At 71.8% G+C, this 18841-nt stretch carries 19 protein-coding genes; 8 read left to right on the top strand and 11 right to left on the bottom strand.

Features of this window, described 5'->3' with window-relative positions; all coding sequences use genetic code 11:
• Positions 1–4: 4 nt before the first annotated feature.
• Positions 5–946 carry a carbohydrate ABC transporter permease gene (locus ACQEVJ_RS21805; protein WP_433103785.1) on the bottom strand — a complete coding sequence of 314 codons (942 nt, stop codon included), beginning with the start codon at positions 944–946 and terminating at the stop codon, positions 5–7.
• Positions 947–1193: 247 nt separating this feature from the next.
• Between ACQEVJ_RS21805 and ACQEVJ_RS21800 the strand changes: the two genes are divergently transcribed.
• Positions 1194–3509 carry a fibronectin type III domain-containing protein gene (locus tag ACQEVJ_RS21800; protein WP_433103783.1) on the top strand — a complete coding sequence of 772 codons (2316 nt, stop codon included), beginning with the start codon at positions 1194–1196 and terminating at the stop codon, positions 3507–3509.
• Between the two features lie 64 nt (positions 3510–3573).
• On the opposite strand, the gene ACQEVJ_RS21795 is transcribed toward ACQEVJ_RS21800, so the two are convergent.
• The gene (locus ACQEVJ_RS21795) at positions 3574–4221 is read right to left on the bottom strand and encodes an FMN-binding negative transcriptional regulator (protein ID WP_433103781.1); all 648 of its coding nucleotides are present in this window, start codon (positions 4219–4221) and stop codon (positions 3574–3576) included.
• 38 nt (positions 4222–4259) lie between these two features.
• The gene (locus tag ACQEVJ_RS21790) at positions 4260–5096 is read right to left on the bottom strand and encodes an EamA family transporter (RefSeq protein ID WP_433103779.1); all 837 of its coding nucleotides are present in this window, start codon (positions 5094–5096) and stop codon (positions 4260–4262) included.
• A gap of 111 nt (positions 5097–5207) precedes the next feature.
• On the opposite strand from ACQEVJ_RS21790, the gene ACQEVJ_RS21785 reads away from it, so the two are divergent.
• Genes ACQEVJ_RS21785 through ACQEVJ_RS21775 form a run of 3 tightly spaced genes read left to right on the top strand, consistent with a single transcriptional unit; the run spans position 5208 to position 7461 of the window.
• Entirely contained in the window at positions 5208–5783 is a 576-nt protein-coding gene (locus ACQEVJ_RS21785) for a helix-turn-helix domain-containing protein (RefSeq protein WP_433103777.1), read from the top strand.
• A 60-nt stretch (positions 5784–5843) separates the two neighbouring features.
• Positions 5844–6317: a ribosomal protein L7/L12 gene (locus ACQEVJ_RS21780; protein ID WP_433103775.1), complete on the top strand. Its 474-nt coding sequence runs from the start codon at positions 5844–5846 to the stop codon at positions 6315–6317.
• Positions 6318–6369: 52 nt separating this feature from the next.
• Entirely contained in the window at positions 6370–7461 is a 1092-nt protein-coding gene (locus tag ACQEVJ_RS21775; protein ID WP_433103773.1) for a tyrosine-type recombinase/integrase, read from the top strand.
• Positions 7462–7470: 9 nt separating this feature from the next.
• On the opposite strand, the gene ACQEVJ_RS21770 is transcribed toward ACQEVJ_RS21775, so the two are convergent.
• Together ACQEVJ_RS21770 and ACQEVJ_RS21765 are read right to left on the bottom strand one after the other, a co-directional pair.
• On the bottom strand, positions 7471–8028 hold the full coding sequence (locus ACQEVJ_RS21770; protein WP_433103771.1) for a GyrI-like domain-containing protein: 558 nt from the start codon (positions 8026–8028) through the stop codon (positions 7471–7473).
• Positions 8025–8837 (bottom strand): MerR family transcriptional regulator, encoded by an 813-nt coding sequence (locus ACQEVJ_RS21765; protein WP_433103769.1) that lies wholly within the window; start codon positions 8835–8837, stop codon positions 8025–8027. The genes ACQEVJ_RS21770 and ACQEVJ_RS21765 overlap by 4 nt, the downstream gene beginning before the upstream one ends.
• A gap of 165 nt (positions 8838–9002) precedes the next feature.
• On the opposite strand from ACQEVJ_RS21765, the gene ACQEVJ_RS21760 reads away from it, so the two are divergent.
• Together ACQEVJ_RS21760 and ACQEVJ_RS21755 are read left to right on the top strand one after the other, a co-directional pair.
• Positions 9003–9410: a YciI family protein gene (locus ACQEVJ_RS21760; protein WP_433103767.1), complete on the top strand. Its 408-nt coding sequence runs from the start codon at positions 9003–9005 to the stop codon at positions 9408–9410.
• Positions 9407–10570 carry an RNA polymerase sigma factor gene (locus ACQEVJ_RS21755; RefSeq protein ID WP_433103765.1) on the top strand — a complete coding sequence of 388 codons (1164 nt, stop codon included), beginning with the start codon at positions 9407–9409 and terminating at the stop codon, positions 10568–10570. The genes ACQEVJ_RS21760 and ACQEVJ_RS21755 overlap by 4 nt, the downstream gene beginning before the upstream one ends.
• A gap of 37 nt (positions 10571–10607) precedes the next feature.
• Here the strand turns inward: ACQEVJ_RS21755 and ACQEVJ_RS21750 are convergent, their stop codons facing one another.
• Together ACQEVJ_RS21750 and ACQEVJ_RS21745 are read right to left on the bottom strand one after the other, a co-directional pair.
• Entirely contained in the window at positions 10608–12113 is a 1506-nt protein-coding gene (locus tag ACQEVJ_RS21750; protein WP_433103763.1) for an RICIN domain-containing protein, read from the bottom strand.
• 231 nt (positions 12114–12344) lie between these two features.
• A complete protein-coding gene (locus ACQEVJ_RS21745) occupies positions 12345–13220 on the bottom strand; it encodes a helix-turn-helix transcriptional regulator (protein WP_433103761.1) in 876 nt (291 codons plus the stop codon).
• 339 nt (positions 13221–13559) lie between these two features.
• Here ACQEVJ_RS21745 and ACQEVJ_RS21740 point away from each other — a divergent pair, with 339 nt between their 5' ends.
• Positions 13560–14477 (top strand): NADP-dependent oxidoreductase, encoded by a 918-nt coding sequence (locus tag ACQEVJ_RS21740; RefSeq protein ID WP_433103759.1) that lies wholly within the window; start codon positions 13560–13562, stop codon positions 14475–14477.
• Positions 14478–14711: 234 nt separating this feature from the next.
• Here ACQEVJ_RS21740 and ACQEVJ_RS21735 read toward each other — a convergent pair whose 3' ends face one another.
• Together ACQEVJ_RS21735 and ACQEVJ_RS21730 are read right to left on the bottom strand one after the other, a co-directional pair.
• A complete protein-coding gene (locus ACQEVJ_RS21735; protein ID WP_433103757.1) occupies positions 14712–15158 on the bottom strand; it encodes an SRPBCC family protein in 447 nt (148 codons plus the stop codon).
• Positions 15155–15574: an ArsR/SmtB family transcription factor gene (locus ACQEVJ_RS21730; RefSeq protein WP_433103755.1), complete on the bottom strand. Its 420-nt coding sequence runs from the start codon at positions 15572–15574 to the stop codon at positions 15155–15157. The genes ACQEVJ_RS21735 and ACQEVJ_RS21730 overlap by 4 nt, the downstream gene beginning before the upstream one ends.
• Positions 15575–15672: 98 nt before the next feature.
• On the opposite strand from ACQEVJ_RS21730, the gene ACQEVJ_RS21725 reads away from it, so the two are divergent.
• Positions 15673–16410, top strand: a complete 738-nt coding sequence (locus ACQEVJ_RS21725) for an HAD family hydrolase (protein ID WP_433103753.1) — start codon at positions 15673–15675, stop codon at positions 16408–16410.
• Between the two features lie 80 nt (positions 16411–16490).
• On the opposite strand, the gene ACQEVJ_RS21720 is transcribed toward ACQEVJ_RS21725, so the two are convergent.
• Both ACQEVJ_RS21720 and purB read right to left on the bottom strand, forming a co-directional pair.
• Complete coding sequence (locus ACQEVJ_RS21720; RefSeq protein WP_433103751.1) at positions 16491–17255, bottom strand: GNAT family N-acetyltransferase; 765 nt, start codon at positions 17253–17255, stop codon at positions 16491–16493.
• Positions 17256–17263: 8 nt separating this feature from the next.
• Positions 17264–18691 carry an adenylosuccinate lyase gene (gene purB / locus ACQEVJ_RS21715; protein ID WP_433103749.1) on the bottom strand — a complete coding sequence of 476 codons (1428 nt, stop codon included), beginning with the start codon at positions 18689–18691 and terminating at the stop codon, positions 17264–17266.
• Positions 18692–18841 lie beyond the last annotated feature (150 nt).

Raw genomic sequence — 18841 nt, 5'->3', positions numbered from 1 at the left:
CTCCTCAGGCCAGGTCCGAGCGGGACGCCCGCAGCAGCCGCATCTGCACGACCGTGAGCACGCCGAGGACGAGCGCGAGCACGAGTGCCGCCGCCGAGGCGTAGCCCATGTGGAAGTACTGGAAGGCCTGCTGGTAGATGAAGTAGTAGATGACCCTGATCGCGCTGCCGGCTCCGCCGCCCTTGGACGCCACCGCGACCGTGTCGAAGATCTGGAACGAGCCGATCAGCGACACCACCAGCACCAGCGCGAGGACGGGCCGCAGCATCGGCAGCGTGATCGAGCGGAACATGCGCAGCTCGCCTGCGCCGTCGAGGGCGGCGCTCTCGTACAGGTGCGGCGGGATCTGCAGCATGCCGGCGTACAGCAGGAGCGCGGTGTAGCCGGTGTACGCCCAGGTGTTGACCATCGCGATCGTCGGCATGGCCCAGTCGGGTGAGACGAAGAAGCCGACCGTGCCGAGGTCGAGCGCCTTCAGCAGGTGGTTGACGAAGCCGAGGTCGGCGTCGAGCAGCCAGATCCAGACAAGGCCGACGGTGACGTTCGGCACCAGCCACGGCAGCAGCAGCATCGCGCGCAGCGCCACCGACCGGGTGAGGCGGTGCATGAGCGTGGCCAGGACCAGCGCGAGCAGCATCTGCGAACCGATGTTGACCACGACGTAGTACACGGTGACGGCGAGCGAGTGCCAGAACTGCGGGTCGCGCACGAGCCGGGCGTAGTTGTCCCCGCCGACGAAGGCCGGGGCGCTGAGCAGGTTGTAGTCGGTCAGGGAGTACCAGAATCCCCGCACGGCCGGATAGCCGAAGAAGATCACGAAGCCGGCGAGCGCGGGGATCAGGAACAGCCACGCCGCCCGGCGATCGTCACGCGGCCGGGCCCGTCTTCGCGGGGGTGCGCCGGCATCGCTCGGCTCGGCGACCTGCGACCGTTCCTCGGCCCGCATCGTTTTCATCATCGTCCTCGGCGATCGGTGAAATTGACCCCTTGTCACGGGGTGACTCCCGAATAATGATGTGTCCCATCGAAAGTTTGTCAATAGCTCCTCATAAATTGTGGAGTGTACGGCAGCGCACCCGAACCCTTCCGTCCCACGTCAACCCCCATGCGGCGGGTCATGCACGGCCCGCCGCAGGCTCCTGCCGCCCACGTATCTCGGAGGTTTCTCAGTCATGCCTGCCCTTGTCCTGCCAATGAGGCGGGCCCTCGCGGCGCTCGCCGCCGTCGCGCTGGCCCTGTCATCGGCCCTGCTCCCGGCCGCCCAGGCGCGGGCGCTCGCGCCGGCCGCGGGCGGGGCGCCGCCCCGGCCTCCGGCCCCCGCCTCACCCGACCCGTCGCTGCAGGCTCACCCGCTGGCGTCCGCGCCCGCGCCGCTGGACAACCCGCTCAAGGGATTCGCCCGCTTCTACTGGCCCGGGAGCGACGAGAACACCGGCTACCCGCACTCCCTCATGTGGAGCTACTTCGGCCTGTCAGAGGTGATGACCGACCCGGCCGACTGCTCGAGGTACAACTGGTCGATCCTCGACAACGCGCTGAACGAGATCGCCTCGTACGGCAACCAGGCGGCCGTGCGGTTCTACCTGGAGTATCCCGGCGGCAGCGGGAGCCACCCGGGCAACGCCATCCCGCACTGCTTCGACGGGCACGTCACCTACCGGACCAACACCTTCTGGGGCACCACCAGCCCGGACTACGACAGCCCGTATCTGCTCGGCGCGCTGAAGGACTTCATCGCGGCGTTCGGCGCCCGCTACGACGGCGACCCGCGCATCGGGTTCGTCCACCTGGGCCTGATCGGGCTGTGGGGCGAGTGGCACACCTGGCCGTTCGACACCGACACCAGCGGCGACACCTACCCGAACCTCATGCCGACCGACGCGCACGCCGCGCAGATCATCCAGGCGTACGACAACGCGTTCGGCACGACCAAGCTGGAGATCAGGTACCCCGACTCGGCGGCGGGCGCGGCGACGAACCGGGACATCGGATACCACGACGACTCCTTCTGCTATCGGGAAGGCTCGCCGCTGGCCGGCGTCACGCTGCCGCAGTCGCTCGGCGGGGCCGGCTACGCCCAGCTGCAGCGGGCTCTCGACGCGGGCGCCGAGAACAAGTGGATCACCGACTCGATGGGCGGGGAGGTCCGGCCCGAGATCCAGTCCTCGGCGTTCGCGTCCTGGCCCGGCGGCTCCGGGCAGGTCGACGCCATGAAGGCCTGCATCGAGCTGGAGCACACCACCTGGAAGATCAACGAAACGAGCCAGAGCTACGCGCCGGGCGACCCGAACGTCGCGGCCGCCGTCCGGCTCATGGGCTACGACCTCACCGTCGACAACGCGTACTTCACGAACACCGCGAGCGGAACCACGAACGTGGGCGTGCGGATCCGCAACAACGGCGTCGCGCCGTTCTACTACCCGTGGACGGTCACCCTCGGCCTGAAGAACGGCGCCGGGACCGTGGTCAAGACCTTCGACACGTCCTGGGACCTCCGCACGGTCATGCCGCTCAGGATCCGCGCGTTCCCCGACTGGGGCGTGGGACCGGACCCCACCTATCTGGACTACGGCTACCCGCAGTACTTCCAGACCGGGGTGAACCTGTCCGGCGTGCCCAACGGAAGCTACCAATGGGTCCTGCGGGTGAAGAACCCTCTGGAAGCCGTCTCCGCGAGCGCCAAGAAGCTCCGCTTCGCCAACGCCTCCCAGGGCGCCGACGGCTGGCTCGGCCTCGGCCCGGTCACCGTCGGCACGGGCGGCGGGCAGGACACCACGGCGCCCACCGCGCCCACCGGGCTGGTCTCCCCGTCGCACACCGCGGGCTCGGTCACGCTGTCCTGGACGGCGTCCACGGACGACGTCGGCGTGGCCGGATACCGGATCTACCGCGGCGCCACCCAGGCCGGGACGTCGCAGACGACGTCCTTCACCGACACCGGGCTGGATCCCGCGACCTCCTACACCTACACGGTCAAGGCGTACGACGCCGCGGGCAACACCTCCGCCGCGTCGGCGCCCGTCACCGTCGTCACCCTTCCGTCGTCCACCGCGGGCCTGGTCCTGGACGACTTCGACGGCGACCCGGCCTACCCGTCCGCCGCACGCAACGACCTCGGCAAATGGACCGGCGGCAACTGCTTCCTCGACGGCGGCGGCTCCGGCGCCGTGTCCGGCGGGGCGCTCGGCCTGCGCTACGACAACTGCGGCTGGTTCGGCAGCGACGTGAACACCGACCTGTCCGCCTACACCTACCTCGTCATCCGGATCAAGGGCGCGGCAGGAGGCGAGCAGACCCACTTCAACGTCGGCCTCGGCGGGGTGACCAAGGTCTTCGGCGACTTCACGCTCGACGGCGGCGGCCATCCGGCCATCACGACCGCATACCAGGACGTGAAGATCCCGATGTCCGCCAACGGGATCAACCGCGCCTCCCCCGGGCAATTCGCGATGGGCTTCTGGTACGGCGGCCGCAGCACCGTCACCATCGACTCCATCTCATTCCAGTGACGCGCCGGGAGGCCGGGATCAGGAGGACCTCGATCCCGGCCTCCCCCACGCGCGGGTGGTGGGGTCAGGGCTTCCAGGGGCCGATGCGGTCCAGGCGGCGGCGCTGCTGGTGCGCGGCGGGGACGTCGAGGCCCTGGCCGCGTGCGGTGAGGTGGTCGGCGACGGCGGTGCGGTGCTCGACCGGTTTGTGGTCGTCGTATTTGAACTTGGCCAGGACGTCGACGACTTCCAGGCGCAGGCCGCGGATACCGGGCAGCATCCGGCCGTAGGGAGGCTGGTCGGCGGCGACGGGGGCGTGGTCGCCGTCGGGCTGGAAGTGGGCGAGCTGGCGGCGCAGCAGCTCGGCCTTGGCCTCGGGGTCGTCGACGATGGCGGCGCGGCAGGTGAACTGCACGGCCGTGTAGTAGCTGGTGGGGACGCCGTCGTGAGGCGGGGTGCCGGCCTTGGCGCGCCAGGGGCCGGGGATGAAGGCGTAGTCGCCGATGACGGTGAGGACGACGTTCGGGTCGTGCTCGATCGCCGTCCAGACCGGGTTGGGCCGGGCGAGGTGGACGAGGAGGTGCTGTCCGTCGCAGGTGAAGTGAGTGGGGATCACGATGGGCGGGTGGCCGGGCAGGCCGTTGACGCTCAGCTGCCCGAAGTCGTGGCCTTCGGCGATCCAGGTCTGCCATTCGGCTTCGTCCAGGCCGGCGTCCCAGGGCTGTACGAACATGCCGTTCTCCTTGGTCGGGTGGTGGGTTGCGAGTTCGCTCAGGCCAGGGCGAGCAGGCTGAGGGCGACGGCGGCGGTGCCCAGGCCGACGAGCTGGCCGCGGTGGATGCGCTCGGCGAGCACGCCGCGGGCGAGCAGGACCGTGCCTGCCGGGTAGAGGGCTGTGACGACGGCGACGACTGAGAGATCCCCGCTGCGCGCGGCGAGCAGGAACAGCAGGTTCGCCACCGAGTCCAGCACACCCGCGGCCGCCGACATCGCGTACGCGGGCCGCTCGGCGCCCAGCCTACGGCGCATCAGCCCCGCCGCGGCCAGGGTGACGGCCGAGGAGACCGCCCGGCCCACGATCAGCGGGGCCACCCCGCTGTCGGACGGCGCCTGGTGCAAGAAGATCAGCTGAAGGGCGATGGCGGCGCCCGCGCCGAAGGCCAGCAGCAGCGCGGTACGCGAGGGACGCGCCGAGCCCGCGCCGTGTCCGGCGCTGACCAGCACCACCGCCACCAGCGCGAGCGGCAGACCTGCCAGTCCGGCGGCGCCCAGGTGCTCCCCCTGCAGCAGACCCGCACCGACGGGCAGCGCGGCGGACACCAGCGCGGTCACGGGCGACAGCACGTTCATCGGACCGATCGCCAGGGTGCGGTAGAGCAGGGCGAACGCGGCCGCCGAGGCGACCCCCGACGCGGCGCCCCAGCCGAGGGTCGCGGCGCTGAACGAGGCGCCGAGCAACGGCCACAGCAGCAGTTCGACCGCGAGACTGGCCGGAGCCGCGATCACCACGGTCCGCAGCACATGAGCCTTACGGGCACCGAGACCGCCGAGGAAATCGGCGCACCCGTACGCGAGTGAGCTGCCGAGGGCCAGCAGCAGAGCGATCACGGCACATCCCTTGCCACCCATTGGAACGACCGAACCGTACAATAAACCGACCGGCACAATCAAATGACCGAACGGTGCATTGAAGTGGCACAGCCACAGTATGGTGATCAGATGGCCGAGACAGCCGCAGCCCTGCGGACAGTCGCATACAACGTCCGGGCCGCCCGCACCCGCGCGGGTCTGTCCCTGGAGGAACTCAGCCGGCGTGCCCAGGTCAGCAAGGGCGCCCTGGTGGGGCTGGAGAAAGCCCAGGGCAACCCCAACCTGGCCACCCTGGTCAGGCTGGCCGACACCCTCGGCGTCTCGGTGTCCGCCCTGATGCAGGGACCGCCCGAAGGCCGCGTCCGTGTCGTGGCCGCCGACGCCGTGGCGCCTCTGTGGACCGGAGAACGGGGCGGCGAGGCGCGGCTCATGCTGACGACCTCGGGCCCGGCCCCCGTCGAGGTCTGGCGCTGGCGACTGGAACCGGGTGAGGAATACCCCAGCCACCCCCACCAGGCCGGAGTCGTGGAAACCGTCAGCGTCACCTCCGGCCGGATGACCCTGATCGTCGACGGCGCCGAGCACGTCGTCGAAGCCGGGCAGACCGCCACGTTCGACGCCGACACCCCGCACGTCTATCGCGGCTCGGGCACCGCGACCTGCACCCTGGTCATGACCGTCCACCTGCCGCCCGGTCCCGCCTGACGCACCGGCCAGGAGCCCGAGGGGCTGACTGTCCCGTGGGGCGGGGTTTACGATCACCGCATGCCTAACTTCGGCCCGGCCGAGTATGTGTTGTTGCTCCTCGCCGTCATCGTGATCGCACTTCTCGGTGTGGGGCTCGCGGCCCGGCGGGCCGGCGCCCGCCCCGCCGGGCGGCTGGCGTGGCGCAGCCCCGGGCTCCTGCCGCCGGTCTCGGCCGACCTGCAGCACCGGGTGCGGGATCTGTACGCCCAGAACAAGAAGATCGAGGCGATCAAGCTGATCCGCGAGCAGACCGGGCTCGGGCTGAAGGAGGCCAAGGACCTGGCCGAGACCCTGGCCTCCGGGCGGCCGTTGCCGGTGGCCCCGGGCCACGCGCGGCCGGATCTGGCGTCGCGGGTGCGGGAGCTGAAGGCGGCCGGACGCGGCGAGCAGGCGGTGTTCCTGGTGCGCGGCGAGACGGGCATGGGCCAGCCGGAGGCCGAGCGGTTCGTCGACGCGATCGACGTCGCCGACGCGGAGGGCGGCGAGGCGTAGGCGAGCGCCTCCGCGGCGTTTGCTGTCGGTGCGGCTCGGTACGGTGTCGATCATGCTGCCCGTACAGGTGAACAGGCTGACCGTGCAGGAGGCCGGGGACCGCTATGTGGAGCTGGTCCGGGCCAAGACGGTGACCGGTGCGCTGTCGCCCGCCACGGCCGAGGTGTACGCACGGGACGTGGCGACGTTCGTACGGCTGGCCGGGCCGGACCAGGTGCTGGACGACCTGACCGGTGAGGACGTGGACGCGGTGCTGCTGGCCTTCGCGCGCAAGCCGGACGAGCGTAAGAAGAGCGACACCCAGGAGAAGGGCACGGGAAAAGGCACGGGGCAGAGCGCGGCGTCGCAGGCGAGGTTCCGCCGGTCGGTGTCGGCGTTGTTCCGGCACGCCACGTCCGCGGGGTGGGTGCATCTGGATCCGATGGCGGCCTCGTCGGTGCGGGCGCGGGAGCGGGGCGGGCTGCGGCCGGAGCGCCGGGCGCTGACACGGGAGCAGGCCGAGGGCCTGATCGAGGCGGCCGGCTCCCCCGCCGCGCCGTCCCCGGAGGCGGCGGAGCCAGGCGCGGGACGCCGCCGGCGGGCCGACCAGCGGACGGAGGTGCGCGACGCGCTGGTGGTGCTGCTGCTGACCACGCTGGGCCCCCGGGTGTCGGAGCTGGTGCGGGCCAACGTGGAGGACTTCTACACCAACGACGGGGTGCGTTACTGGCGGATCTTCGGCAAGGGCGGGCGGACCCGCGACGTTCCGCTGCCGGACGCCGTGGCGGCGGCGCTCGACGCGTACCTGGCGGTGCGGGCGGGTGGGGACGGCGAGAAGGCGCTGTTGTTGTCGTGGCGGGGCAGGCGGCTGGCTCGGGGCGATGTGCAGGCGGTCATCGACCGGGTGCAGCGGCTGATGGACCCCGGGCGGCGCCGGGCGGTGACGCCGCACGGGTTACGGCACACGACGGCGACGCACCTGCTGGCCGACGGCACGGACATGGACGCGGTGCGGCGAGTGCTGGGGCACAGCGATCTGTCGACGCTCGGCCGTTACCGGGACGATCTGCCCGGGGAGCTGGAGGTGGCGATGGGGTCGCATCCGCTGCTGCGCCGCCGGCGCGGCCAGGCCGGACGGGACGGCGAGGCCGCGCCGGACGCGTAGCGGGGGTGTTCATGCGGTGCGTACGGGTTGGCGCAGGATGGTGCGCAGGGCCGCGGGGTCGGTCTCCTGGACGCCGCTCAGGTAGAGCTCGTGGTGGAGACCGGCCGGGACGAGGCCGTGAGCGTGCATGAACTCGTCCATGAGCGCGAGCGACTTCGGTTCCTCGGCGAAGGAGCCGCGGTGGGTCATCTGGACGCACCGCCCGTCGGTGAAGGTGACGAGCTGGACGGCGTCGATGCCGGGAGTGGGGCGGGCGGCCTCGCGGGCCTGCTCGGCGAGGGCGGGGTCGAGGTCGGCGGGCAGGCGGAGGAACAGGTGCCAGTGCCATTCGTCCCTGGGGACGTCGAGGGGGTGGCGGGTGGTGTCCTCGACCCACCAGCGGCCTTCGAGTACGGGCATGGGCAGTCCTCCGGCGAGACCGGTCAGGGGTCCCGCGACGGCGTACAGGGCGGTGATCGCGGCGAGGTGCGCGGGTCCGCCGGGCGCGCCGCACCCGGTGACGCCGAGGCCCGTGACGGGGCCGAATTCGGCGAGTTCGGGGGTGTCGGCGGCGGAATACCAGGTCATTCTTCGTTCTCCAGTCGGATCATCAGGTGGGTGACCAGCCGCTCGGGCGGGGTGGCCGCGGGATCGGAGACGTAGACCTCGCGGAGGGGGCCGGCGGGGGCGTGCCCGCGTTCGGCGCACCAGGCGAGCAGGGCGTGGGCGGTGAGCGAGATCTGGTCGTAGGGGCCGACATGAGCGGCGGTGGCGAACGTGCCGCCGGGCAGGATCTCGGGGTCGGCCCCGGGCACCTGCGGCAGGCCGGTGCCGGTGAGCGCCGCGGCGACGGGGATGGACTCGCCGTAGTCGAGCGGGAACAGCCCGACCAGGGCGGGTGCGGGTGGCGCGGCGGCCATCAGGCGGGCGACACAGGCGGACGTGGCGCGGCCGATGTCCTCGGGAGTGGCCGCCAGGTCGCGGACGACGATCGCGGGACGCGGGGGTTCGGTGACGACGTGGACCTCGGGGCCGGGCAGGCCGGTGGCGAGGATGCGTTCGAGGCTCTTGAGGGTGCGCCTGCGGCGGGCGAGTTCGGCCTCCAGGTCGTCCCTGACCCGGGCGAGCGCGGCGGCCGCGGAGTCCCCTCCCCGGGACTCCTCTCCCCCGGCGCCGGACAGGACGGCCGCGACGACGGGCAGGGGGACGTCGAGGGAGCGCAGCAGGCCGATGACGAGCGCGTCGCGGGCCTGGGCGGCCCGGTAGTAGCGGTAGCCGCTGGCGGGGTCGATCCAGGCGGGTTCGAGCAGGCCGAGTGTGGCGTAGTGGCGCAGTTGCTTGACACTGAGCCGGGCGAGGCGCGCGAACTGCCCGATCGACAGGAGGTCGTCGTTCACATGCCCCAGGATGGCGTCTCCCCCAGTGGGAGAGTCCAAACAGGACCCGAGCAGAAGCAAGTTCTGCAACTCGGCACGCTTCCGGGTGTCGAGAATGTGATGCCGGCTCCGTCCCAGGGACACGAGCGGCTACGACGGGCCGCGCGACGAAGAAGGAGAATCACCATGAAGTACCTGCTGCTGAAGCACTACCGAGGCGGCCCGGCCCCCGCTGTCGACTGGGCGCCGATGGACCAGTGGACGCCGGAGGAGGTCGACGCGCACATCCAGTACATGCGCGACTTCGCGGCCCGCCTGGAAGAGACGGGCGAGTTCGTCGACGGACAGGCGCTGGCACCCGAGGGCACCTTCGTGCGGTACGACGGCGAGGGGCGCCCACCGGTGACCGACGGCCCGTTCGCCGAGACCAAGGACCTCATCGCCGGCTGGATGGTCATCGACGTGGAGTCCTGGGATCGCGCGGTCCAGCTGGCCGGGGAGCTGTCCGCCGCCCCCGGGGCCGGCGGCGAGCCGATCCACGAGTGGCTCGAGGTCCGGCCGTTCCTCACCGAATCGCCCACGGTGACCGAGTGAACGAGCCGCTGCTGCGGGAGCTCGTGCCCGCGGTGATCGGTGTCCTCGTCCGGCGCGGAGCCGAATTCGCGGCGGCCGAGGACGCCGTGCAGGAGGCCCTGATCCGGGCGCTGGAAACCTGGCCGGACGATCCGCCGCGCGATCCGAAGGCGTGGCTCGTCGCGGTCGCGTGGCGCAGGTTCCTCGACGCCGCCCGCGCCGAGGCGTCGCGGCGGGGGCGGGAACTGGCCGTGGAGGCCGAGCCTCCCGCCGGCCCGGCGCCCGCCACGGACGACACGCTGCGGCTCTACTTCCTGTGCGCGCACCCCACCCTGCCGCAGGGCTCGGCCGTCGCCCTGACGCTGCGCGCGGTCGGTGGCCTGACCACGCGGCAGATCGCGACGGCGTACCTCGTCCCCGAGGCGACCATGGCGCAGCGGATCAGCCGGGCCAAGCGGCGGATCGCCGGGCTGCCGCTCGACCAGCCCGGCGATCTCGGGACGGTGCTACGGGTGCTCTACCTCGTCTTCAACGAGGGGTACGGCGGAAACGTCGACCTGGCGGCCGAGGCGATCCGCATCACCCGCCAGCTCGCCGCCTTGACCGACGAGCCCGAGGCCGCCGGGCTGCTCGCGCTCATGCTGCTGCACCATGCGCGCCGCGCGTCTCGCACCGGCCCGGGAGGGCGCCTGGTGCCCCTCGCCGAGCAGGACCGATCACGCTGGGACACCGGCCTGATCGCCGAGGGGGTGGCGATTCTGCAGGCCGCGCTGGCCCGCGACCGGCTGGGCGAATACCAGGCGCAGGCCGCGATCGCCGCCCTGCACGCGGACGCCCGGAGCGCCTCCGAGACCGACTGGGTGCAGATCGTGGAGTGGTACGACGAACTGCTGCTCCTCACCGGCAGCCCGGTGGTGCGGCTCAACCGCGCAGTGGCGGTCGGGGAGGCCGACGGACCGCAGGCCGGTCTGGCGGCGCTGGCCGGCGTGGACCCCGGCCTGCCCCGCTACGCCGCGGCGGCGGCGTACCTGCACGAACGCACCGGCGACCTCGAGCACGCCGCCGAGCTGTATGCCGAGGCCTCCCGCGCCGCTGCCAGCGTGCCGGAGCGCGACCACCTCACTCGAGAGGCCGCACGCGTGCGGCAACAGCTGCGTCGCCCGGGCCGGGGACCGCGGTGAGGGCCGCCGGGGGCGTACGGCCCCGGCGGCCGGGTGTTCACAGCCCGATGTTGGCCTGTGGGCCGGCGTAGGTCTTCACGAGGGAGGGGACGTCCGCGGCGGGGTCGAGGGTGTAGGAGTAGAACGAGCTCGGGGTGAACGCCGAGCCGCCGGTCTCCTGCTGCCCACTCGAGTTGACCACGATGCTGCCGCTCTGCTTCAGCTGAGCGGTGTCGTCGCGGTAGTAGGGGTCCTTGACGTGGTCGAAGTAGCTGTTTTCCAGCACCATCTTGGTCGCGCCGCGGGCGTAGTTGCCGTACGCGGTGATGTTCTGCAGGTAGTTGTTGTAAAGGTGCGCGTAGGCGACGTTGTCGGTGCTGGGGTTGCGCTGGTTGTTGTCGTGGATCCAGTTGTGGTGGATCGTCATGAGCGCGGTGACGTTGTCGGTCCAGCCGATGCCGAAGGCCTTGTTGTTCTCCGACAGGACGTTCCAGGACACGGTCAGGTAGGTGGTGTCCTTGCGGCTGTCGATCAGGCCGTCGTTCATGCGGGTGATCGTGTTGTGGTCGATCCAGACGTGGTGGGCGGTGTCCATCTGGATGCCGTCGTAGTCGTAGACCTTGTCGTCCGGGTCGTCGTCGGCCATCCGGGTGTCGCGGATGGTGAGGTTGCGGATGATCACGTTGTGCACGCCGGAGCCGAGGAAGAATCCGCCGTTGACGATGTGCCCCTTGGTGCCGACGCCGATGATGGTCTTGTTGGACGCGACCTTGATCTCCGTGCCGTACGGCGAGACGGTGATCGCGCCGTTGACCTTGATGACGTACGGCTCGCTCGCGGTGGCGTACTTCACCAGGTCGGCGTAGGTGCTGACGGTGACCGTCGCGCCGGCCGCGCCGCCGGTGGTGGTGCTGTCGCCCATGCCGCTGGTCCCGGCGAACCCGTCGGTCTTGTCCGACCACGTACGGCCCCCGGTTCCGGAGACGGGGGTGAACAGCCATAGTTTGTTGGTGTTGGCGGTGCAGGTTTCCTGGATGATGGCGGTGCCGGAGGTGGTGGAGGCGCCCTTGTCGCTCAGGCACAGGCCGCTGGCGACGCTGACGATCTGGTAGGTGCCGGAGCCGGAGGCGGCCAGGCGCCATTGCTGGTTGGTCTTGGTGCCGTCTCCGCAGCCCCACTGCTGGATCTGCACCCCCGACGTGATGGACCCGCTCGGCACGTCGAGACACCGGCCGCTGTTAACGTTCACAATTGTAAAAAGACCAGACCCCTCGGAGTTGAGCGTGAACTGCTGCCAGGCGGCCCCGCTGGTGCAGCCCCACTGCTGCACCAGCGCGCCGTTGTCCTTGGACCCCGACACGACGTCCAGGCACATCCCGCTCTTGGTGACGCTGATCTGATACGTACCACCGGCCGCAGGCACCGCCGCCTGCGCGGGCAGCGCGTGCAACGCGACGGCGGCCAGGGGCACGGCCGCCACGGCGGCGATTCCGCGCGCCGTCCGGCGGGCGGTCCGGGGCGGGCTCGGGGCTGTTCCGGCTGTTCTGGGGGGTGCGGGAGGCATCTGCGCTCCTTCGGGACGCGCGCTGGGTGAACAGGAGGACCGCTGCTCGCCCCGGCATCTCCTACACCGGAGCGAGAGCCACCGCACCGTAGAATCGCGTTCGGGAATATGTCAATCGACCAAACTAACTCGCCCGCCGTTCCCGCTGGTCAATCGTGTGAACCCGATGGAAACTTTCATCGCGGCCCGAGCCGCACCACTACGACCGTTACAGCGTCCTCTGAGGGTGTCTCAAGAACGTTCATTCGCGGACGCGCGCGTCGCGGCGGTCTCGTGCCGGTGCCGCGGGCCGAGCACGCGCAGCATGTCCAGCGCCTCGGTGCCGCCGGGCGGCGGGGTGAAGACCCGCAGCCGCTGGTCGGCAGCGGGCGTCGCCAGCACCTCGCAGTCGAACTCGATCCTGCCGAGCTCGGGATGCATGAGCCGGTACGGGTGCGACCTGCGCACCGCGACCTCGTGCCGGTCCCAGAGCGCCGCGAACTCGGCACTGACCGCGCGGAGCCGCATGACAAGTGCGCAGGACGCCGCGTCGTCCCCGCGGCGGGCCACCGCGGCGCGCAGGTCGGCGACCATCTGCCGGGCGTGCTCCTCGTGCTCCTCGACGGCGAAGTGGCTGCGCACGTCCGGCTCGGTGAACCAGCGCAGCACGATGTTGCGGTCCTCCTGGGCCACCGTGCACACGCACCCGAACAACGCCTGCGCCATGTCGTTCTGCGCCAGCAGGTCGCCCAGATCGCTCAGGACCTGGACCGGAACGCTGTCCAGCCGGTCGAGGAGGTACAGCATGCCCGGCCGCAGGTACTCTCCGGCTCGCGTCCCCTCCGGCGGGCGGTGCCCGGCGAGCAGGTACAGGTGGTCTCGCTCGTCGACGGTCAGCCGCAGCGCGCGCGTCAGCGCGGCCAGCATCTGAACCGAGGGCTGCGGGCTCCTGGCCTGCTCGAGCCGCATGTAATAGTCGGCCGACATTCCGGCGAGCGCCGCGACCTCCTCGCGGCGCAGCCCCGGCGTACGCCGCCTCGGCCCCTCGACCAGCCCGACGTCCCGTGGAGTCAGCCGTTCTCGGGACCGGCGCAGGAAATCGGCGAGGTCGTCGCGGTGCATCCCCATATCGGCAGTGATATCACCGTTCGTCAAACACATCCTGGGACCGTCGATCCTAGGGAGACCGCTCCGCTCCTCAGCCGTCGACGACGACGGGATAGTCGAGGCGTGGCCGTCCAAGGCCCGTCCAAACGAGCGGTGATCACGCGATGAAGGCGGTCTCATGAGGGAATCCGTGCTGGAAGCGCCCGGCGCGCGGCTGCGTCATTTCGTACGTGGCTCGGGCCCCCTGCTCGCGCTCATCGCTCGGCCCGGGGCTCAATCGCGGCGGGGTCCTCATCAGGGGCCACCGGTTGATGTCGCACCCCAATACCCGTCCGAACGAGGAAGAACGGTGATCACGCGATGAAGGCGGTGCGGTTCCATGAGTACGGCGGGATCGATGTGCTGCGGGTGGAGGAGGTGGAGCGTCCGGTGCCCGGCCCCGGGCAGGTGCTGGTCGAGGTCCGCGCGGCCGGGATCCAGCCCGGCGAGGTGATGATCCGGAAGGGCGCACGGCACGAGCGCTGGCCGGCGACGTTCCCCTCCGGCCAGGGCAGCGATCTGGCCGGCGTCGTGGTGGAGGCCGGTCCGCAGGTGCGTGGCGTCGCGGTGGGCGACGAGGTCCTCGGCTTCACCCACAACAGGGCAAGCCACGCGGAGTTCGTCGTGGTGAACGACGTGGAGCTGACCCCGCGTCCGGAGGGGCTGTCCTGGGACGTGGCCGGGTCGTTGTACGTGGCCGGCACGACCGCGTACGCCACCGTGTTCGCGGTCGACCCCGGACCGGCCGACACGGTCGTCGTGTCCGGTGCGGCGGGCGGCGTCGGGTCCCTTGCCGTGCAGCTCGCGCGGCGGCGTGGCGCCACGGTGATCGGGCTGGCGAGCGAGCCGAACCACGCCTGGTTGAAGGATCACGGCGTCGTCCCGGTCGAGTACGGGGAGGGTGTGGCCGAGCGGATCCGGCAGGCCTCGGGCGGGAACGTCGACGCCTTCATCGACACGTTCGGCGACGGCTACGTCGATCTGGCAGTGGAGCTGGGTGTGCGGCCCGAGCGGATCAACACGATCCGCGACTGGCAGACCGCGGCCAAGGTCGGTGCGCGGACTTACGGAGAAGGCGCGGCGGCGTGCGCGGTCGTGCTCGGCGAACTGGCCCGGCTCGCCGCGCGCGGGGAGCTCGAGGTGCCGATCGCCCGCGTCTACCCGCTGGAACGGGTGCGGGACGCGTTCCGCGAGCTGGAACGGGGGCACACGCACGGCAAGATCGTGCTCCGGCCCTAGGGAGTGCACGGCCCGTCGCACTCGCGACCGGCACCGCATCAAGGGCGGGCCGGAGCAGGATGTCCACCTGCGGCTACCAGTTCTCGCCGAGGATCGCCGACATCTCCGACGCCCGGCTGTGGCGTACCCGAAGTCCGGCCCGGCGGCGGCCGACCGTGAGGGCACGTCCGTCGCCTCATGAGCCGGCCGCGAACTCGCGGGCCTGCCCAAAGGCCACGCCCCGGCCCCGGGTGGTCACAGTACCGAGGCGAGCGAGCCGGTCATCAGGTGGCGCCATCCGCCGTCCATGATGGAGCGGGCCCGCCGTTGCATCTCGTTGCCGGGGTCGAAGCCCTCGTGGGTGAGGAACAGCCGGGTGCCCCGGCCTTCGGGTTCGAGCGTCCAGGTGATCGTCCAGTCGGCGGCGCTGGGACTGGCGGGGTCGGCGTCGCGCCAGGCCAGGCGGAGCATGCGCTCGGGCTCGAAGGCCAGCACCTCGGCCTGGACGATGCCGGAGAACCCGGTGCCGGGCCTGGCCGTCCCGTGCATCGTGTAGCGGTGGCCCACGCTCAGACGGAAGTCTCCCGGCATGAACCACCGGGCGAGCAGGTCCGGGTCGGTCAGGGCCCGCCACACGCGGGCGGGCGGGTGCGCCAGGTATTCGTCCAGGCGCAGCACGGTCGGGTCGTCGGCGTGGGTCATGGCCTCTCCTCGTCCTGGTCCGTCCGGCGGTCGCCGGCGTCGTCGGTGGTTTCGGTGGTTTCGGTGTCGTCGAGCAGGTGACGCAGGGCGGACAGCCGGTCGCGCCAGAACCGCTCGTAGGGGTCCAGCCAGTCGCGGACGCGGACCAGCGGGACGGGCTCCAGGCGGTAGAGCCGGCGCCTGCCGTCCCTCCGTTCGCTGACCAGGCCCGCCTCGCGCAGCACCCGCAGGTGCTCGGAGAAGCTGGGCCGGGCCATGGAGAAGCAGGAGGCCAGCTCCTGCACGGACTGGGGGCCGCGCTCGCGGAGCAGGCGCAGCACCTCGCGCCGCACCGGGCTGGCGAGTGCGGCGAAGATCTCGTCTTCCGCCGGGGCGGGCCGCGGCCCGCCGGGTATGGCGGTGGGGGTGACGTCCACGGACCCCATAATAGGTAGGAAATTTCCTACCTGTCATCTCCGGGGGCTTCACAGCCAGGAAACGCGGCGGAAACACGACCGAGTCAAGATGAGGACTCGTGATCAGGGCCATTCTGTTCGACCTCGACGAGACCCTTTTCGATCATCGCCGGGCGGTCGCGCACGCCGCGACCCGCTGGACCGAGTCGGTCTGCCCCGGTCACGAGTTGCTGCCGGAGACACCGGCGCTCTGGCTCGACCTGGAGGACAAGCACGTGCCCGCGTGGCAGGCCGGGGAGTGCTCGTTCGCCGAGCAGCGGCGCAGACGGCTGCGCGAGTTCTGCCGGCGGCTCGGGCTGCCCGAGCCGGCCGACCCGGACGCGGCGTTCGCGGATTTCCTGACCCACTACGAGTCGGCCTGGGCCGCCTTCCCCGACGTGCCCGAGACGCTGGACGCGCTGGCGGCCCTCGACGACGCCCCCGCGCTGGGCGTGCTCACCAACGGTGTGGCCGTGCAGCAGGAGGCCAAACTGCGCCGCATCGGGCTGATGGACCGCATGGAGGTGGTCCTGACGCCCGACACGCTCGGCGCGTTCAAGCCCGCCCCGCAGTGCTACCACGAGGCGGCGGCGAAGCTCGGCCTGCGCCCGCAGGAGGTGCTCATGGTCGGCGACAACCCCCTGCTCGACGCGGTCGCCCCCGCCCGGGCGGGGATGCACGGTGTGTGGCTCGACCGCTACCGCGCCGAGCCCGGCACCTCCTCCCCCGCCGTGACGAGGATCACCACACTGCGCGACCTGCCCGAGGTGCTGGCCGCGCCGCGCCCGCGCCTGCCCGGCCCTTCACGCGCGGCCTGAACCGCGAAAGACTCCGGCGCCCAGGTTCAGGTGTGCGCAGGTCAGGTGCGCAGGTCAGGTGCGCAGGTCAGGTGCGCAGGTCAGGTGCGCAGACCGGCGGCGGCGACGCGGCGCCGGGCGAAGCCGAGCCGTTCGTAGACGACGACGGCCGCCCGGTTCCAGTCGTCCACCATCAGCGCCACGCGACCGTGCTCCGCCAGCAGCGCGGACGCGACGAACCGGCACACCCGCTCCCCCAGCCCGCGTCCCCGCGCCGGTGCGGCGGTCGCGACGCCGGCGAGCAGGCCCACCGTCGGCGCGGACCACGCGTCCGCCGCGACCGCCAGCAGGGCGCCCGAGCCGTCCCGGACGCCGGCCCAGCGGCGTACGCGCGGCAGGCCCGGCACGGCGTAGGAGTCGGGGTTGGCGGCGGCGAGCAACTCGGCCACCTCCCGGGCGGCGGACTCCGCCAGCCAGGAGGCCGCCCCCTCCCGTCCCGCCCCTTCTTGGCCCGCTGTCTCCGGGCGGGGCGGGGTGAGCTTCTCGGTGCCCATCCAGGAGAAGCGCCCAGCGAGCTCCAGCTCCGGCGCGGCCTCGACGACCTGTTCGATCAGCGCGACGTCGCCGAGCGGCCGGTACGACGGCCCGGCCTCGGCCAGGGCATGCCGCACAAGCGGAACGGCCTGGGCGGCCGTGCCCCGGACCGCCAGGCGGTCGCGCCGGGACGCTTCGGGGCTGGCCACCGCCACCGCGTCCCCGTACGCCCAGGCGCGCACGCCGGGCCGCATGCCCTGCGCCGCCCACACGAGGAGGTCGTCGTCTCCCGAGGCGGCGACGACCTCGGCCTCGCTCACCAGCTCACGCACGCGCGTCCCTACAGGATCGCGCCCGGGACGTAGGCGGCGGCGCCGGGATGGCGCGCGGTGATCTCGCCGACCCGGGCGGTCACGGCCGCGACCTGACCGGCGGCGGCACCGGCGAAGGAGGCCCGGTCGGTCAGCAGCGCGTCGAGCTCGGCCCGGCCGAGCGGGAAACGCTCGTCGGCGGCCAGCCGGTCGAGCAGCTCGTTGCCGACGCCGCGCGATCGCATGGCCAGCGCCGAGGCGACCGCGTGCTCCTTGATGATCTCGTGGGCGGTCTCGCGGCCGACCCCGGCCCGCACGGCCGCCATGAGCATCTTGGTCGTGGCGAGGAACGGCAGGTAGCGGCCCAGCTCGGCCTCGACGACCGCCGGGAACGCGCCGAACTCGTCCAGCACGGTCAGCATGGTCTCCACCAGGCCGTCGAAGGCGAAGAACGCGTCGGGCAGGGCGACCCGGCGCACGACCGAGCAGGACACGTCGCCCTCGTTCCACTGGTCGCCGGCGAGCTCCCCGGCCATCGAGGCGTAGCCGCGCAGGATCACGGCGAGGCCGTTGACGCGCTCGCAGGAGCGGGTGTTCATCTTGTGCGGCATCGCCGACGACCCGACCTGGCCTTCCTTGAAGCCCTCGGTGACCAGCTCGTGCCCCGCCATCAGGCGGATGGTCTTGGCCAGGGAGGACGGGGCGGCGGCCAGCTGCACCAGCGCGGTCAGCACGTCGTAGTCCAGCGAGCGGGGGTAGACCTGGCCGACGCTGGTGAAACGGCGGGCGAACCCCAGGTGCGCGGCGACGCGGTCCTCCAGCGCGGCCAGCCGGTCCTCGCCGCCGAGCAGGTCGAGCATGTCCTGCGCGGTCCCGACCGGGCCCTTGATCCCGCGCAGCGGGTAGCGCCCGAGCAGGTCCTCCAGCCGCTCGTAGGCCACCAGCAGCTCGTCGGCGGCGGTCGCGAAGCGCTTGCCGAGCGTGGTCGCCTGCGCGGCGACGTTGTGCGAGCGCCCCGCCATGACGGTCGAGGCGTGTTCGGCGGCCAGGCGGCCCAGGCGGGCCAGCAGCGCCACGACCCTGCCGCGCACCAGCAGCAGGCTGTCGCGGATCTGCAACTGCTCGACGTTCTCGGTCAGGTCGCGGGAGGTCATGCCCTTGTGGACCTGCTCGTGCCCGGCCAGGGCGTTGAACTCCTCGATCCGAGCCTTCACGTCGTGCCGGGTGACCTTCTCCCGCTCGGCGATGGAGGCCAGGTCGACCTGCTCGGCGACCTTCTCGTAGTCGGCGATCGCCTGCTCGGGCACCTCGATCCCGAGGTCGGCCTGGGCCTTCAGCACGGCGAGCCAGAGCCTGCGCTCCAGCACCACCTTGTGCTCGGGGGACCACAGGCGGGCCAGCTCCGGGGAAGCGTAACGGGCGGCCAGGACATTCGGGATACGCGGCTTGGCATTCACGTTGGCCCAGTCTATTGAGCCCGCTCCTGCCGCCTGTCCGCAGGTGCCGGGCACGCGCGGGGGCGTCCGTGTGCCGGCTCGGGGCGCAGGAAACGGACGCCCACCATCCCGTACGCCAGGAGGAGCAGCACGCCGCCCACCACACCGAGC

This window comes from Microbispora sp. CA-102843 (assembly GCF_050936215.1).
Classification (GTDB): Bacteria; Actinomycetota; Actinomycetes; order Streptosporangiales; family Streptosporangiaceae; genus Microbispora.
Note: the sequence above shows the minus strand (reverse complement) of the source record. Positions and strands in the feature narration are given on the sequence as shown.

Coding starts and splice junctions, on each gene's coding strand:
- ACQEVJ_RS21805 (WP_433103785.1), bottom strand. CDS start 946: ATGCGGGCCGAGGAACGGTCGCAGGTCGCCGAGCCGAGCGATGCCGGC.
- ACQEVJ_RS21800 (WP_433103783.1), top strand. CDS start 1,194: ATGAGGCGGGCCCTCGCGGCGCTCGCCGCCGTCGCGCTGGCCCTGTCA.
- ACQEVJ_RS21795 (WP_433103781.1), bottom strand. CDS start 4,221: ATGTTCGTACAGCCCTGGGACGCCGGCCTGGACGAAGCCGAATGGCAG.
- ACQEVJ_RS21785 (WP_433103777.1), top strand. CDS start 5,208: ATGGCCGAGACAGCCGCAGCCCTGCGGACAGTCGCATACAACGTCCGG.
- ACQEVJ_RS21780 (WP_433103775.1), top strand. CDS start 5,844: ATGCCTAACTTCGGCCCGGCCGAGTATGTGTTGTTGCTCCTCGCCGTC.
- ACQEVJ_RS21775 (WP_433103773.1), top strand. CDS start 6,370: ATGCTGCCCGTACAGGTGAACAGGCTGACCGTGCAGGAGGCCGGGGAC.
- ACQEVJ_RS21770 (WP_433103771.1), bottom strand. CDS start 8,028: ATGACCTGGTATTCCGCCGCCGACACCCCCGAACTCGCCGAATTCGGC.
- ACQEVJ_RS21760 (WP_433103767.1), top strand. CDS start 9,003: ATGAAGTACCTGCTGCTGAAGCACTACCGAGGCGGCCCGGCCCCCGCT.
- ACQEVJ_RS21750 (WP_433103763.1), bottom strand. CDS start 12,113: ATGCCTCCCGCACCCCCCAGAACAGCCGGAACAGCCCCGAGCCCGCCC.
- ACQEVJ_RS21745 (WP_433103761.1), bottom strand. CDS start 13,220: ATGGGGATGCACCGCGACGACCTCGCCGATTTCCTGCGCCGGTCCCGA.
- ACQEVJ_RS21740 (WP_433103759.1), top strand. CDS start 13,560: ATGAAGGCGGTGCGGTTCCATGAGTACGGCGGGATCGATGTGCTGCGG.
- ACQEVJ_RS21735 (WP_433103757.1), bottom strand. CDS start 15,158: ATGACCCACGCCGACGACCCGACCGTGCTGCGCCTGGACGAATACCTG.